Annotated in this window: 11 protein-coding genes and 2 pseudogenes; 6 read left to right on the top strand and 7 right to left on the bottom strand. The window is 68.6% G+C overall.

Annotation, left to right across the window (positions count from 1 at the left end; genetic code table 11):
- Positions 1-352: 352 nt before the first annotated feature.
- Positions 353-3,253, top strand: coding sequence for an excinuclease ABC subunit UvrA (uvrA, locus tag QEG98_RS13620; RefSeq protein WP_316567020.1), 2,901 nt, complete (start codon positions 353-355; stop codon positions 3,251-3,253).
- A 354-nt stretch (positions 3,254-3,607) separates the two neighbouring features.
- Positions 3,608-5,062 (top strand): POT family MFS transporter, encoded by a 1,455-nt coding sequence (locus QEG98_RS13615; protein ID WP_316567019.1) that lies wholly within the window; start codon positions 3,608-3,610, stop codon positions 5,060-5,062.
- Between the two features lie 157 nt (positions 5,063-5,219).
- Here the strand turns inward: QEG98_RS13615 and QEG98_RS13610 are convergent, their stop codons facing one another.
- The 6 genes and pseudogenes from QEG98_RS13610 to QEG98_RS13585 all read right to left on the bottom strand — a co-directional run bounded on the left by QEG98_RS13610 (position 5,220) and on the right by QEG98_RS13585 (position 12,387).
- Entirely contained in the window at positions 5,220-6,608 is a 1,389-nt protein-coding gene (locus tag QEG98_RS13610; RefSeq protein WP_316567018.1) for a peptide MFS transporter, read from the bottom strand.
- 158 nt (positions 6,609-6,766) lie between these two features.
- A complete protein-coding gene (locus QEG98_RS13605) occupies positions 6,767-9,679 on the bottom strand; it encodes an ATP-binding protein (protein WP_316567017.1) in 2,913 nt (970 codons plus the stop codon).
- Positions 9,676-10,212, bottom strand: coding sequence for a methyltransferase domain-containing protein (locus QEG98_RS13600; protein WP_316567016.1), 537 nt, complete (start codon positions 10,210-10,212; stop codon positions 9,676-9,678). Before QEG98_RS13600 ends, QEG98_RS13605 begins: the two co-directional genes overlap by 4 nt.
- Positions 10,213-10,319: 107 nt before the next feature.
- Positions 10,320-10,451, bottom strand: a pseudogene (locus QEG98_RS13595) (SAM-dependent methyltransferase); the annotation flags it as partial.
- Between the two features lie 8 nt (positions 10,452-10,459).
- On the bottom strand, positions 10,460-10,909 hold the full coding sequence (locus QEG98_RS13590) for a hypothetical protein (RefSeq protein ID WP_316567015.1): 450 nt from the start codon (positions 10,907-10,909) through the stop codon (positions 10,460-10,462).
- Positions 10,910-10,911: 2 nt separating this feature from the next.
- Positions 10,912-12,387: a hypothetical protein gene (locus tag QEG98_RS13585; protein WP_316567014.1), complete on the bottom strand. Its 1,476-nt coding sequence runs from the start codon at positions 12,385-12,387 to the stop codon at positions 10,912-10,914.
- A 30-nt stretch (positions 12,388-12,417) separates the two neighbouring features.
- Between QEG98_RS13585 and QEG98_RS13580 the strand changes: the two genes are divergently transcribed.
- From QEG98_RS13580 to QEG98_RS13565, 4 genes and pseudogenes are all read left to right on the top strand, one after another.
- A complete protein-coding gene (locus tag QEG98_RS13580; protein WP_316567013.1) occupies positions 12,418-12,672 on the top strand; it encodes a hypothetical protein in 255 nt (84 codons plus the stop codon).
- Positions 12,673-13,226: 554 nt separating this feature from the next.
- On the top strand, positions 13,227-14,159 hold the full coding sequence (gene nadA, locus QEG98_RS13575) for a quinolinate synthase NadA (RefSeq protein ID WP_090489222.1): 933 nt from the start codon (positions 13,227-13,229) through the stop codon (positions 14,157-14,159).
- Positions 14,160-14,237: 78 nt separating this feature from the next.
- Positions 14,238-14,836, top strand: a pseudogene (locus tag QEG98_RS13570) (hypothetical protein).
- 188 nt (positions 14,837-15,024) lie between these two features.
- Positions 15,025-15,708 carry a class I SAM-dependent methyltransferase gene (locus QEG98_RS13565; protein WP_316567012.1) on the top strand — a complete coding sequence of 228 codons (684 nt, stop codon included), beginning with the start codon at positions 15,025-15,027 and terminating at the stop codon, positions 15,706-15,708.
- Here the strand turns inward: QEG98_RS13565 and QEG98_RS13560 are convergent.
- Positions 15,701-16,069, bottom strand: a complete 369-nt coding sequence (locus QEG98_RS13560; RefSeq protein ID WP_090489227.1) for a metallothionein — start codon at positions 16,067-16,069, stop codon at positions 15,701-15,703. The two genes, QEG98_RS13565 and QEG98_RS13560, sit on opposite strands and share 8 nt — an antisense overlap.
- Between the last annotated feature and the right edge of the window lie 71 nt (positions 16,070-16,140).

Genomic DNA, 16,140 nt, shown 5'->3' with positions numbered 1-16,140 from the left:
AGAGAGGCGAGGGGCGCTCCCACGCGGCACCCCTCTGGCCTCGCAGGGAAACGCCAGAGCCCACCCGGGAAATGCGGGTGTCCTTTCGCAGGACACTCCTGAAATTCCTTCAGGAACTCCAGGTGCCACACAGACGAATCCTCCGTCCGGGCGGGGCAGGCAGCCAGGCGTCGCGACTTCACCCACTCTGGGTGGAGCAGGAGGCGCCAGGGGATTTCAGGGGCGCCTCCCCGCCTGGGGGGTCGCCAGATGTGGGATGCGGAGCGCAACCCAGGACGTTCCCCTGCATCCAGAGCGGTTCCGACATGTTTCCCCCTACCGGAACGCATATTCAGTGGTAGATCGCCCGCCCATGTCCGAGCCCGACGTCATTTCCCTCAGAGGCGCCAAGGAGCACAACCTCAAGAACGTCTCCTTGGACATTCCCAAGAAAAAGCTCGTCGTCTTCACCGGCGTGTCGGGTTCGGGCAAGAGCTCGCTCGCCTTCGACACCCTCTACGCGGAAGGCCAGCGCCGCTACGTGGAGAGCCTCTCCGCCTATGCCCGGCAGTTCCTGGGGCAGATGGAGAAGCCGAAGTACGACACCATTCGCGGCCTGTCGCCCACCATCTCCATCGAGCAGAAGGCGGCCAGCAACAACCCCCGCTCCACGGTGGGCACCGTCACGGAAGTGCACGACTACCTGCGGGTGCTTTATGCCTCCATCGGGGTGCAGCATTGCCCCAACTGTGGCGTGAAGGTGGGCAAGCAGAGCGCGCAGCAGATTGTCGATGAAATCCTCAAGGCCCCCGCGGGCACCAAGCTCCAGGTGCTGGCGCCGCTGGTGACGAACCGCAAGGGCGAGCACAAGGACCTGCTCGCCGAGGCCCAGAAGCGCGGCTTCTCCCGTGCCCGCATCGACGGCGCGCTCAAGAGCCTGGAGGAGCGCATCGAGCTGGACAAGAAGTCCAAGCACGACATCGCGCTCGTCATCGACCGCGTGGTGCTCAAGCCGGACGTGAAGACGCGCCTCACCGACTCCGTGGAGACGGCGCTGCGCGAGGGCAAGGGCACGCTCATCATCACCGACGAGAAGGGCACGCTCGCCTCCGACCGGGTGATGTCCGAGCTCAATGCCTGCGCCAAGTGCGGCCTGTCCTTCGGTGATTTGACGCCCGCGTCCTTCTCCTTCAACAACCCCCTGGGCATGTGCACGGACTGCAACGGCCTGGGCACCAAGCCGGAGATGGACCCGGACCTCATCGTCCCGGACACGTCACGCAGCATCCGCGATGGCGCCATCGAACCGTGGGCCGGCAGCATGAACCGCGGCGAGGGCTGGACGGCCGACTTCGTGGAGAGCCTGTCGAAGGCCTTCAAGATTGATCTGGACGTGCCCTACGCCAAGCTGTCCAAGCGCGAGAAGGACACGCTGATGTACGGCGCCAGTGGCAAGTCCTTCACCGTCGCGTGGGGCGAGGGCGGCAAGTACAAGATGGAATGGGAGGGCCTGGTCGAGCGCATGATGCGCAACTTCAAGACGACCACCTCCGAGGCGCGCCGCACCGAGCTCCAGAAGTACTTCAGCGACAAGCCCTGCCCGTCCTGCAAGGGCGAGCGCCTGAAGCCGGAGAGCCGCGCGGTGAAGGTGCACGGGCGAAGCATCGTCGAGCTGAGCCGGCTGACCATCTCCGACTCGCTGGGCTTCCTGGGAGACATGGCCCTGTCCGCGCACGAGCGGAAGATCGCCACCGAGCTGCTGAAGGAGATTCGCAGCCGCCTGTCCTTCCTGGTGGACGTGGGCCTGGGCTACCTGATGCTGGACCGGACCGCGTCCACGCTGTCGGGCGGTGAGAGCCAGCGCATCCGGCTGGCGTCGCAGATGGGCAGTGAGCTGACGGGCGTCATCTACATCCTGGATGAGCCCTCCATCGGCCTGCACCAGCGCGACAACGGCAAGCTGCTGCTGACGCTCAAGCGCCTGCGGGATCTGGGCAACTCCGTCATCGTCGTGGAGCACGACGAGGAGACGATGGAGGAGGCGGACTGGCTGGTGGACTTCGGTCCGGGCGCGGGCGAGCTGGGCGGCCAGGTGGTGGCCCAGGGCACGCCGGAGCAGGTCATGGCGAACGAAGCCAGCTCCACCGGCGCCTACCTCTCCGGGCGGCAGGAAATCGAGATTCCCCAGGAGCGCCGCAAGCCGGACCCGAAGCGCAAGCTGGTCATCCAGGGGGCGCAGGAGAACAACCTGAAGAACGTGGACGCGGAGATTCCGCTGGGCGTCTTCAGCGCGATCACCGGCGTGTCCGGCGCGGGCAAGTCCACGCTCATCAACGAGATTCTCTTCCCGGCCCTGGCGCGGCACCTCTACGAGAGCCGTGAATCCCCGGGCAAGCACAAGGCCGTGCTGGGCATGGAGCACCTGGACAAGGTCATCGACATCGACCAGCGCCCCATCGGCCGCACGCCGCGCAGCAACCCGGCCACGTACACCAAGCTCTTCGACAACATCCGCGAGGTGTTCGCGATGACGCCCGAGGCGCGCGCGTTCGGCTACGGGCCGGGCCGCTTCAGCTTCAACATCAAGGGCGGCCGCTGCGAGGCGTGCGAAGGCGACGGCGTAAAGCTGGTGGAGATGCACTTCCTGGCGGACGTCTACGTGCCCTGCGAGGTCTGCGCCGGCAAGCGCTTCAACGAGGCCACCCTGCGCGTGCGCTACAAGGGGAAGAACATCGCCGAGGTGCTGGACATGAGCGTGCGTGAGGCGATGGAGCACTTCGGCGCGCACCGCGACATCATGCGGGTGCTGCAGACGCTCCATGACGTCGGCCTGGGCTACATCCGCCTGGGGCAGCCCTCCCCCACCCTGTCCGGCGGCGAGGCCCAGCGCATCAAGCTGGCCCGCGAGCTGGCGCGCGTGGCCACCGGCCGCACCCTCTACATCCTCGACGAGCCCACCACCGGCCTGCACTTCGAGGACATCCGCAAGCTGCTGTCCGTGCTCAACCGGCTGGTGGAGGCGGGCAACAGCGTGCTCGTCATCGAGCACAACCTGGACGTCATCAAGAGCGCGGATTGGATCATCGACCTGGGCCCCGAGGGCGGCGCGGGCGGCGGCAGGATTCTGGCCGCTGGCACGCCCGAGCAGGTCGCCGAGGTCGAAGGCAGCCACACCGGCCGCTACCTGGGCCACGTGCTGACCAAGGCCCGCAGGGCCCGCGTGGGCGTGCGTGTGGAGGACCCGGTGCCCGTGAAGAAGGGCGCGCGGGGCTGACGACGCACCGCGCAATGCCTCCTGGGAAAATGGAGCGGGGGGACGGGGGTGCCTTCATTCACCCCCATCCCCTCGCACCACCTTGGAGGAAAGACATCATGGGAAATGATAGGGATATTCCAATGCCTGTCAAACTCAGCCAGGCGACTTGAGTTGTATCAACAAACACACACGCCCATCGGAATGACGCAGGCAGTCGTGCGGGAGATTTCCGGCGTGGGTGCGGCCAGGAAAGCGCCGGGTGGCGCGGCGAGGCCCCTTCGTTCGGTGGAGTCCCGGCGGCCCGTTGGGTAGGGTGCGACTTCTCGGAATCTAGGAGCCCCCACCTTTCGTCACGAGGGAGCACCCCGTCGCATGGCCCAGGCACCCGCCGCGCAGAGCAACAAGTTCCCGCCGCAAATCCCCTTCATCATCGGCAACGAGGCGTGTGAGCGCTTCAGCTTCTACGGGATGCGGAACATCCTCACGGTGTTCCTCATCGACTACCTGCTGCGCACGCAGATACCGGACAACGCGCTGCGGGAGGCCGAAGCGAAGAGCCTGATGCACACGTTCATGGCGGGCGTGTACTTCTTCCCGCTCATCGGCGGCTACCTGGCGGACCGGTTCTTCGGGAAGTACCGCATCATCCTGGGGCTGAGCCTGGTGTACTGCCTGGGCCACGCGTGCCTCGCCATCTTCGAGCACAACGTCACGGGGTTCTTCACGGGCCTGGCGCTCATCGCCATTGGCAGTGGCGGCATCAAGCCCTGCGTGGCGGCCATGGTGGGGGACCAGTTCAATGAGTCCAACAGCCACCTGGTGAAGAAGGTCTTCGCCATCTTCTACTGGACCATCAACTTCGGCTCGTTCTTCGCGTCGTTGTTCATCCCCCTGCTGCTCAAGCACTTCGGGCCGTCGGTGGCCTTCGGCATCCCCGGGGTGCTGATGTTCATCGCGACGTTCATCTTCTGGGCGGGCCGTCACAAGTACGTCCGGGTGCCGGCCACGGGCGCCAACCCGCACAGCTTCTTCAAGGTGGTGGCCAGCGCGCTGCGCAACCGCGGCCAGGGCGGCGGCTGGCTGGACGGCGCGAAGCGGGAGCACCCCGAGGAGGCCGTGGACGGCGTGAAGGCGGTGTTCCGGGTGAGCGCGCTGCTGCTCCCCTTCGTGCCCTTCTTCTGGATGCTCTTCGACCAGAAGGCGTCCACGTGGGTGGTGCAGGCCCGGTCCATGGACCCGCAGGTGGGGCCGTTCACCTTCCAGGCCAGCCAGATGCAGTTCATCAACCCGCTGCTGGTGATGATTCTCATCCCCTTCCTGACGGCCGTCGTCTACCCGGCCTTCCAGCGCTTCGGCTGGGAGCTGACGCCGCTGCGGCGCATGCCCCTGGGGCTGGTGGTGGGCGCGCTGTCGTTCATCATCGCCGGCATCTTCCAGGTCACCATGGAAGGCGGCACGACGCTGAACATCGCGTGGCAGATTCTGCCGTACATCGTGCTGACGCTGGGTGAAATCCTGATGTCCACCACGGGCCTGGAGTTCGCGTACACACAGGCCCCGCGTGAGATGAAGGGCACCATCCAGAGCGTGTGGCTGGTGACGAACACGCTGGCCAACGCGGCGGTGGCCATCACCGCGAAGCTCAACGTCTTCACGGGCTCCGGGCAGTTCTTCTTCTACGCCGGCTTCGCCCTGGTGGCCGCAGTGGGAATGGCCCTGGTGGCCCGCCGCTACGTGGTGCGTGACTACTACCAGACGTCCGCGCCCATCCCCACCGAGGAGCGCTCCGCTGCCGGTGTGACGCCCGGCTCGGCGAAGTCCGCGTAGCCAGGCAGTCAGCCCGCGCGGTGAACGCCGGTACACCCATGAGGTGTGCCGGCGTTTGTGTTTCAGGCGTGGCGCCAGCGGTCCGCGAACAGAAACGCCGGCGCCCCCATCGGGACGCCGGCGTCTGGACTTCAATCAGCGGGGAGTCCGCGACCGCTCAGGCCGCCGCCACCGAGCTGCCCTGCTGCTCGGGAGTGGGCGCGGCGGGCTTCACCTCGTCCGTGCCGTGCATCATCCGCTTGAGGATGGGCGACACGACGAGCAGCAGCACGCCAGCGATGCCCGTACCCACGGTGATGAAGAGGAACACGCGGAACTCGCCCAGCCTCCCCGAGTAGCCGCCGAAGACGCCGGCCAGCTTGTTGGCCGCCGCGTTCGCGAGGAACCACACGCCCATCATCGCGGAGACGATGCGCGCCGGCGCCACCTTGGTCACCATGGACAGACCCACGGGCGACAGGCACAGCTCACCCATGGTGTGCAGCAGGTAGGCCATCACCACCCACCACGCCGCCGCCTTGCCCGTCGAGGCGCTCTCGCTGGAGGCGCCCAGCATGAAGAGGAAGCCGGCGGAGAGGAACAGCAGGCCCATGCTCATCTTCACCGGGATGCTCGGAGCCTTGCCGCGCGCGGACAGCCAGCTCCACAAGCCGGCGAAAATTGGCGCCAGCGTGACGATGAAGATGGAGTTGAAGTTCTGGAACCAGGTCGTCGGCACTTCCCAGCCCAGGATGCTGCGGTCCACCTTCGCGTCCGTGTAGAGGTTCATCAAACCGCCGGCCTGCTCGAACCCCGTCCAGAAGGCGACGACGAACAGCGCCATGATGAAGATGACGAGGATGCGGTCGATCTCTTCGCGGGTGAAGCCCTTCTTCTCCGGGGTGCCCGGCGTCGCCTCGGCGGCGGCCACCATCTTCTCCGGCACCAAGCCCACCGTCCCCAGCAGCTTGCTCTGCAGCGACAGGAAGGCGACCAGGCCCAGGAACATGCCCACGCCGGCGGCGCCGAAGCCCCAGTGCCAGCCCACGCGCTCGCCCAGCGTGCCGCAGATGAAGTTACCGAGCACCGCGCCCAGGTTGATGCCCATGTAGAAGATGGTGAAGGCGCTGTCGCGGCGGCCGTCACCGGGCGCGTACAGCCCGCCCACCATGGTGGAGATGTTCGGCTTGAAGAAGCCGTTGCCGATGATGAGGAAGCCCAGGCCCGCGTAGAACATCGTCACGCTGGGGAGCGCCAGGACGAGGTGGCCTATCATCATCAACACGCCACCGAGCACCACCGCCCGGCGCTGCCCCATGTAGCGGTCCGCGATGAAGCCGCCGGCGATGGGCGTCAGGTACACCAGGCCCGTATAGGTGCCGTAGAGGCTGAGTGCATCCGCGTCGGACCAGCCAAAGCCTCCGTTGACCTTGCTCGTGAGAAAGAGCACGAGCAGGCCACGCATGCCGTAATACGACATGCGTTCCCACATCTCAGTGAAGAACAGGAGGTAGAGCCCTCGCGGGTGCCCCTTGCGGGCATCACCCGCGGCTACGGTGCCTTGCATGCAGGTCGTTTCCTTGAAAAAGGAGAGGTACGACGAAAAAGGAGCGTGACTGTAGCAGACACGCGGGCCATGCCCAGGAGGACACCTGAGCGGGTAGGGAATTCCCCTTCTCCGCCGCCCGGACGCCGTGGGCTCGGGCGGGGCCTTTACGTCCTGCGTCAGCCCAGGCGGCCGACGCGCGGCTCGGACGCGAGGTCGGGCAGGCCTCCCGTGACACGGGGCGCCACGGGGCGCAGCGGCAGGCGGACCTCCACCTGCGTGCCCTCCCCCGGCACACTGCTCAGGGCGATGTTCCCACCGTGCTGGATGATGATGCGGCGGCTGAGCGCCAATCCCAACCCCGTCCCCTCGCCCGCCGCGCGGGTGGAGAAGAAGGGCTGGAAGAGCCGCTCCATGTCCTCCGGGCGGATACCCACCCCGTCATCATCGATGGTGACGATGGCCTCCTCCGCCGTGTTGGCCGTGGAGATGCGCACGCGGCCCTTGTCGCCCACCGCGCGCAGGGCGTTGTCCAGGAGGTTGAGCCACACCTGGTTCAGGGCGCCTGGGTTGCCCCGGATGGGCTCACTGCAGTGGTACGCGCGCTCCACCTTGACGCCCGACGGCACCTTCCACGCCAGCACGCTCAGGGTGGAGTCCAGCGACGAGTCCAGGGACAGCACCACCGGGGACTCGCTGGTCCGCGTGAAGGAGAGCAGGGATTCGGCCAGGTGGCGGATGCGCTGGCCACACTCCTCCACCACCTCCAGCATGGCCTTGCTCAGCTCCACGTCGGAGGTGCCGCTCGTCAGCATGTCCTTGAGCGGCAACAGCGCGTTCATCAGCCCGTTGAGCGGGTTGCGCACCTCGTGGGCGAAGCCGGACGTGAGCAGACCGATGGCCGCCAGCCGCTCGTTCTCCGCGGCGCGCACCGCCGCCTCGCGCAGGCGCAGCTGGGTTTCGATGCGCGCCAGCAGCTCGTTCGGGCTGAAGGGCTTGCCCAGGTAGTCATTGGCCCCGGTGCCCAGGCCCTCCACCTTGGCCGTCACCTCCTGGCGCGCGGTGAGGAGGATGACGGGGATGTCCACCGTCTGCGGGTCATTGCGCAGGGCGGTCAGCATCTGCAGGCCGGACATGACGGGCATCATCACGTCCGACAGGATGAGGTCCGGCCGCTCGCGCAGCGCGCGCTGGCGCCCGTCGTCGCCGTTGATGGCCTCCATCACCCGGTAGTGCTGGGCCAGCAGCCGGGCGAGGAAGCTCCGAATCTCCGGGTCATCCTCCACCACCATGATGCGGGGCGACTCGGGCCCCGGCCCCGCGTGGTCCCTGGCCGGCGGAGGCGACGCGCCCAGGACATCCGGCCCCGTCGGCTCCAGCGAGGGGAAGGCCCCGGAGATGCGGCGCTCGCGCCGCACGGGCATGACGGCCTGACGGCGCTCGCGCAAGTCCTCGCGGATGTGCGCGGTGCCCTTGGGCAGCCGCACGTGGAAGACGGAGCCCTGCCCCAGCTCGCTCGTCACGGAGATGCCGCCGGCGTGCAGCTCCAGCGTCTCCTTCACCAGCGCCAGGCCGATGCCCGAGCCACCAAAGCGCCGGGTGCCGCTGTTATCCGCCTGGGAGAAGCGGTCGAAGATGACGGGAATGTCCTGCGGGGCGATGCCCTGGCCGGTGTCCTCCACCTCGACGTGCACCTCCAAGTCGTCCTCGCGCACGCGCACCGTCACCCCACCCTTCTGGGTGAACTTCAGCGCGTTGCCGAGCAGGTTCTGGAAGACGATGTCGATGCGCTCGTGGTCCACGTGGACGGGCGTCACCGTGGCGCCCTCCAGCCGCAGCGTCACGCCCTGCCGCTCCGCCATGGTGTGGAACGGCGGCACCACCGTGCTCAGGAAGCCGAACAGCTCCAGCGGCTGGTAGCGCAGCCGCGCCTTGCCCGACTCCAGCTGCGCCAGGTCCAGCAGGTTGTTGATGAGCCGCAGCAGGCGCTGCGCGCTGCGCTCCATGTTCGTCACCAGCGGAGGCACCTCCGATGGCAACGACTCCGCCTGCTTCGCCAGCGCCTCCAGCGTCAGCAGGATGAGCGTGAGCGGCGTTCGCAGCTCGTGGCTGACGTTGTCGAAGAACTCGCTCTTGAGCCGGTCCAGCTCCTGCTGCCGCGTGAGCGACGCCTCCAGCTTCGTATTGGCCTCGGACAGCTCCTGCGTCCGCTCGGCCACGCGGTCCTCGAGCGCCTTGTTGGCGGCGAAGATCTCCTCGTTGCGCCGCTGCAGGTCCTCCAGGGACGTCTGCAGGCCCTGGTGCTGCTCCGACAGCTTCTCGTCCTTGCGCAGCAGGGCCGCCCGCGTGTCCAGCCACGCCCCCGCCGCCACGCCCACCATGCCCAGGGAGGTGACCGCGAAGATGGGGGGCGCCAGGTTCAACGTGCCCGACACCAGGCCGGCCACCATGCCCGCCATGCCGCCCACGATGTAGCGCCACGCCAGGGGTGGCAGGCTCTGCCAGCGGATGTCGTACTCGCAGCAGTCCGCCCCATCCACCTGGCAGCGCAGCTCCTTCACCTCCGCCAGGGGCAGGTTCCAGATGGCGGGGAACGCGGACAGGTTGCCCTGGCGCGCGCGGCAGAAGTTGCGATCTCTTTCGCGGATGCGGCTGACGTAGCGCACCTGCACCCGCGAGTCGGTGAGCGTGTCGATGTGGAAGCCGCCCACGCGGTTGTACGTGTGGTCCAGCTCCAGCGCGCGCTCGTAGACGCTGCGCGGCGTGGCCAGCGCCTTCATCATGTAATAGAGGAAGCCCACCGCCTCCGGACTGGCGATGCTGCGCCCCGCCTTCGTCATGAAGTCCGGATCACCGGAGTCCTTGTCGAGCACGTCGAAGAGCCGCTCGGTGAACCCCACGGAGACGAAGTTGGTGAGCGTCTCCACGTACGCCAACGTCAGCGGCAGCGCCTCACGCTGCCACACTCGCACCAGTCGGTCCCGGCCGTAGGTCCGCTCGTAGTACAACATCACGCTGCGCAGCATCCGGACACTCAGCTCGGGTGTGTCGGGGGCTGACGGTGCGGAGGCCAGTTCCGCGGGGACGGTCAACGCTTCACTCCTTCGGTCGTCAACACCATCGCATATTTGAGGGTGTCGGCGTCGTCCAGGAGTGCGAGGAAGCGTTCACAGAAAGCGTCATAGGGGCCGGCGCCCCCGAAGAAGGGCTCGGCGAGCGGGCGCAGCGTCCGGAAGCGGATGACCCAGTCCTCGCGGAGCCGCGCGTCCACCGCGCCCGCCGCCACGTAGAACGGGGAGATGTGCACGCGCACGTCCACCAACCCGGCCTTGCGGAACAGGTGGAACAGCTTGCGGCCCGCGTGCAGGTCGAAGCGCGCCGCGCGCAGGGCGGCGAGCAGCTTCTGGCTCTCCTCCTGGAGGTCCTCCGGAAAGGGCCAGTTCCACAGCCCCACCCCGTCGATGTCCGCCACCACCACGCGCCCACCGGGGCGGACCACGCGCACCAGCTCCGCCAGCGCGGGGCCCGGCTCTCCCAGGTACTCGAAGACGTACTGGCACCAGACGTAGTCGAAGTGGTCGGCGGGCAGATGTGTCTCCGGCAGCGCGCCCTGACGCAGCTCCACGTTGGGCCTGCCCGCCAGCAGTCCCCGGGCCGCCGCCGGTGTGCGGCCTGCGGCTCGATACCCACCACGCGGCCGTGCGGCCCCACCACGTCCAGCATCTCCGAGGTGATGACGCCGGGACCACAGCCCACATCGAGTGCGGCGTCCCCGGGCCTCAGGCCGGTGAGCCTCAGCCGCTCCGCGTAGGAGGTGGCGCTCGCCTGCGCTTGCAGGCGGTGCACCTCCTGGGCCGACTCCATCAGGTAGGTCATGCCGCGATGTCCTTGTCATCCACCCGGCTCCCACCCCGGCCATGGGCCGCCAGCCGCTCGAAGACGGCGAGCAGGTAGGCATTCCAGTCACGCACGAGCCGGCGGTGGGCCGTGAACTCCATCACCTTGCCCAGGTTGTGGAAACCGAGTGCCTCCAGGGCGGGCAGGTCCGCGTCCGAGGCCAGGCACTCCGCGGTGGAGCGGCCGCGCCGGGCCGAGTTCGCCACCGCGTGTGTCACCAGCGCCTGGCGCACGGCATCCGCTTCCCGTGCATCCGGCTCCACGATGACGAGCGAGAAGGCGTTGTACCACTCCGCCCAGAAGAGACCGGGCGACGAGTCCTCCATGAGGACGAACCCCTGGGGCCCGTCCTTGCCCTCGACCATGGCGATGCTGCGCGAGCGCCGCAGCCGCGCGTCCGAGTAGCGCCCGCCCAGCGTCCCCATGGTCATCTCGCCCTCCACCAGTCCGAGCTGCGCAGCCGCACCACGTCCTGCGTCTCCCGCAGGTGCTGCTCCAGCCAGCGCAGGTCGGACGTCTCCGCGGGGCGCACGCGCAAATCGCTCCGAGGCGGCGGCAACGCGGCGTCCACGGGGAGCCGGCACGGCGTGAAGGCATGCAGGCAGCTCAGGCCCGGGCGCTCCAACCGGCTGGCGATGGCGCCGTAGATTCGCGACGTCCACCGGTTGCGGCAGCGCCACAGCGCGCGCAGGTACTCCACGTCGTCCAGGCTCTCCGCGTAGTCGGCCGCGAGCGCCACCAGTTCCTGGGAGATGGATTCGTGCCGGTGGTAGCCCGGCCGCACCACCAGGTGCTGCGACAGCCAGGTGCGCGAGTAGATGCGCAGCCCGGAGATGTGGCCGTAGAGCCGGCCCTCGCGCTGATAGACGATGGCCTTGGACAGGCCGTGGATGCCGTTGCCCAGCCGCTGGTGCGCGTCCACCAGCGGCTCGGGCGTCGCCGTCTCGTGAAAGGGGTAGTCGGGAAAGCGGACGTCCGCGGATCGGAACAGGTCCCACACGTCGGAGAAGGGCAGCTCGGACGCATCACGCGCATCGGGACACCGCGCCTTGATGAAGGCGTCCAGGATGGCGGCGCGGGCCTCCGGCGCCAGCTCCAGGATGCGCAGGCCGCAGCGGCGCGGGCGGCCCATGCTGGCGCCCTCCTCCGACACCGTGAGCTGCCCGGTGTCCTGCACCTGGGCGCGGCAGCGCGAGCGCGTGCCGTCTGGCAGCTGCAGCATCACGTCGTCCAGCACCAGCCCCGGCGGGAAGGCCTCCCGGCCCGCATCGAAGGGAAAGGCGAAGCCGCCGGTGTGCAGGTCCAACAGCGGGCGGACGATGGCCTCCCCCGTCAGCGGCGAATTGAAGGACACCGCGAAGGGCCGCTCTGCGGAGGAGCGGAAGCGCAGGCTGTTGCGGCGGTGGTGCAGGCTCAGCGTGCGCGGCAGGGCCACCTCCACCTGGTTCGGCTCCGAGGCCAGCACCGCCGTGGTGCCCACATGGCACACGCCGCCGAAGTCCAGGCACAGCCGCACCACGTCTCCTGGATGGAAGAGCGTGCCCGGCTGGGACTGCTCGCGCAGCACCAGGCGGGACTCCTCCGGCAGCACCTCGGCGCGGGAGAAGTCCACCAACCGGTTGCCTTCGTGCGTGCGCAGCCCAAAGCCCACCCCCGCGCGCACGGCGCGGCGCAGCAGGCCGCGGATGCGCACCGAGTCGTTGAGCAGCGGCGCGGCGGAAGAGCGCGCGTGCTCCACGGGGCGCTCCAGCGACACGCCCAGGTGGAAGCCCTGGCCTTCGTGCGCGCGCAGCGGGCGCACCATGCGCACCGTGGCATGGCCGGCGCGCAGCACCAGCGTGTCGCCGCGCAGCACCTGGAGCCCTTCCAGCTCCGTGCCCGGCGTGAGCCGCTCGATGCGCACGCTGGACTCCAGGCGCAGGCCCAGTCCCCCGTGGCCACGTCGAGAAGCCGCGCGCGGAACGTCGTGCCATCCGCCGTGAAGCAGGCCTCCAGGACGCCGTGCGGCTCGCGGCGTTCGGACTCGCGCAGCTCCAGCAACTCCTGGACGGCGCGGCGCAGCGCCGGGCTGGGGTCATCCTCCAGCGTGAAGAACATGTGCCCCGCGGCGGCCACGTCCACCAGGCTGTGGTGGGCCTGCGCATTGTCCCTGGGGCAGAGCACCGCGCGGATGGAGCGCGGGGTGTAGCGCTCCAGATCCTTCAACAACCGGGGAAAAATGTCCGGATGCGTCAACACCAGCGCGGGAGCGGTTTTCGTGAGGAATTCGACCGCCTCCTGCCGGTTGGAGGCCTCGAGCACTTCGTAGCCATCCAGCAAGGCGCGGAGCCGTCCACGACGCTCCGCCTCCGGATGCACGACCAGCACTGCGCGCGTCGTCACGGTCATATGTCCTCCTCCACCGGGTCAGAGCCGCCTGCCCCCGGATGAACCACTTCACGGGTCGGAATGTGACCGCCAGCCTCCACCGCCCCGCCGGAGCTTCCGACGGCGACCCCTCACATTCCCCCCGTGGTTCGAAGTTCCCAGATGCAATGGCCGAACCGCATGCGCGGCGTCCGGCCCGGCTCGCCATCTTACCGGACCTCATGGGGAAGGGAGTGCCCCAGCATGAGGACAGGGCGGATGTTGGAAAAGGGCCGCCCGCTTGATTCGCGGCCACCCGGGCATCAGCAAAGTGGGGCAAACCGCACCCTGGCCGGCACTTCAAGTCCCGGTTAAAGGTGGGACTCGGGAGGTGCCATGCGCGCCGAAGTCGACTACGCGAAGGAAATCCAGGAGTTCAAGCGTTCCATGAACGCAGTCATCCTGGCGCACTATTACCAGGAGAGCGAAGTTCAGGACCTCGCGGACTTCGTGGGAGACAGCCTCGCGCTGGCGCAAGCCGCGGCGAACACGAAGGCAGACGTCATCGTCTTCTGCGGCGTCCATTTCATGGCGGAGACGGCGAAGATTCTCAATCCGTCCCGGCAGGTGCTGCTGCCGGACCTCAAGGCCGGCTGTTCGCTGTCGGACCGGTGCCCGCCGGGAGCCTTCAAGGCGTTCAAGGACAAACACCCGAACGCCTTCGTGGTGAGCTACGTCAACAGCTCCGCCGCGGTGAAGGCCATGAGCGACGTCATCTGCACGTCGTCCAACGCGGTGAAAATCGTGAACCAGGTGCCGAAGGACCGGCAGATTCTCTTCGCGCCGGACCAGCACCTGGGCCGCTACGTGATGAAACAGACGGGCCGCGACATGGTGCTGTGGCCGGGCAGCTGCATCGTCCACGAAATCTTCAGCGAGAAGAAACTGGTGCAGCTGAAGGTGGAGTACCCGGAGGCGGAAGTGGTGGCCCACCCCGAGTGTGAGCAGGCGGTGCTGCGCCACGCGGACTTCATCGGCTCCACCAAGGCGATTCTGGATTACGCGGTGCGTAGTCCGAAGCAGCAGTTCATCGTGGTGACGGAGGCGGGCATCATCCACCAGATGAAGCGGGCCGCGCCGAACAAGACGTTCATTCCCGCGCCGCCGGACAACGGCTGCGCGTGCAATGAGTGCCCGTACATGCGGCTGAACACGCTGGAGAAACTCTGGCGGTGCATGAAGGAGCGCACGCCCGAACTGACCATGCCCGAAGACCTGCGCGAGGGTGCTCGCGCGCCGCTGCAACGCATGCTGGACTGGTCTCAGTAGTCTGCGGATGAACGGCAGCAGCGGACATTTGCCAACTCGCGTCTTGCACCCCGCGAAGCACAATGCGATGGAGCCACCGTGGCCTTCCGATTCCTCGCAGTCCCCGCGCACCGACTGGTGAACTTCCCCCAGACGTTGCCGGACGATGAGCGCCTCGAGCCGGAGCTGCCTCCGGTCCATGAGGCGGTGGAGCGCGCGCTCACCGGCGCTGAATTCCGAGACATGCGAGCCAAGGACAGGCTGCGCACCCTGCTACAGGGGGACCGCCCCCCGTCGCTGGGCGCGCCCGAGACGGGCTTCGGCCCGTCCGCCATCTTCGCGCATCCTCCCCAGGACCTCCCGGCGCTGCTGCGGCTGGCGGACGAGCTGGAGAACCTGGCGCGCCGCGAGGCGGGTGAGCGCGCCCTGGTGTGGAAGTGCGGAGATTGCGGCGCCCGGTACGCGGTGCCGGTGGCCCTGGTGCGCCGGTGTCCATCCGCTGCGAGCGCTGCGGCACGCCGGTGGAGCTGGCGGCCACGCGCAGCCTGGGTGAGGAGTCCCTCATCGACCCGTTCCTGGGCGCGGTGAATCACAGCCGCAAGGAGCTGGCCGCCTTCTTCCGCGAGGCCATGGCCCGCGGCTGGCCGGTGCTGGTGGCCGAGGACAAGCGCGTGCCACGCACGCAGCCCTCGGCCTGACGGCGTCCGGCGGAAAACGGGTTCTCGCGCCGCACGGGGGACGGTAGCCTTGCCGGCCCCATGCGGCGCGCGCTCGTTCCTCTCCTGCGATGTCCCCGGTGCCGGCGTGGCGCCCTCCAGCCGGAGGTAGACGCCCCGGTGCTCTTCTTCGGCCCGCTGCGCTGCCGGCGTGCGGCGCCAGCCACCCGGTGGCCGAGGGCGTCGCCGACCTGGTGGTGGACCCCGCCGCGTCCGGCCCACTGCAACGTGGCATGGAGCAGCGCTGGGTGGCGCGCTCCTATGAGCGCTACATGCGCCCCGTGCTCCAGCGCGCCCTCACCCGCCAGCCGCTGGATGGCGACAGCGAGTTCGTCCTCTACCGCAGCCTCCTGGGCAAACCCGAAGGCACCGTGTTGGACGTGGGCTGCGGCACGGGGCTGCTCGCGCGGCGGCTGGCCCATGAGCCCGACGCACCGCCCGTGGCCGCGCTCGACGTGTCCCGCGCCATGCTGGAAGAGGGCGTGGCCCAGGTGCGCGAGGCCGGCGTCGCCGTGGACTTCCTGCGCGCCGAAGCCCCCTACCTCCCCTTCCACGACGGTGTGCTGGGCGCGGTGTTGATGAGTGACGCGCTGCCCTTCGTCGCGGACCTGCCCCGGATGATGATGGAGGTCCACCGCGTGCTACGGCCCGGAGGCCGCTGGGTGGCCAGTACCTACGCTTCGCCGGGAGCGCCTCGGGCGCTGCTCCACCGCGGCGTCGGCCTGCATCCACGCGGGGAGGCCGAATTGCGCCGGGAGGCCGCGGCGGCGGGCTTCGTGCGCTTCGAGCGCGTGTCCCTGCCGTCGCTGCTGGTGGTGAAGGCGGAGAAGGGCTCCGCCCAGACGCCTAGATGAAGATGCCCGCGGACGCGTCGTAGCGCGCCTCGTCGAGCTGCAGGTTCGCGGGCTGGCCGCGCAGCGCGTCCATCACCTGACGCTTGGGCTTCTTGCACTTGCTGCAGTCGCACGAGCCCTTCTTGCACGTGCAGTCCGCCTTGCTGCCGCACTGGCACTTGGCGGCCATGAGCGAGTCCAGCACCTCCAACGGGCGCTCCACGCCGCTGGTAGAGGGCTCGGCAGCCTTCGGCGTGGCCTCCGCGGCCTTCGCTTCCGGGGCCGGACGCCGGTGGGCCTCGCAGGCCTCCGCCGCGCCCGGTGCCAGGAGCAGGCCGCTCGCCATCAGCCCTCCGGCCACCCACATTCCGATGCGCGTCATGTTGCTCTCCTCGGGGCACTCCAGGCGCCCCTGCTCAAACGGCGCCTATACCGCAGCCCTCCCCGACTGCC

It is taken from the genome of Myxococcus sp. MxC21-1, from assembly GCF_032612255.1.
Taxonomy (GTDB): Bacteria; Myxococcota; Myxococcia; order Myxococcales; family Myxococcaceae; genus Myxococcus; species Myxococcus virescens.
Note: the sequence above shows the minus strand (reverse complement) of the source record. Positions and strands in the feature narration are given on the sequence as shown.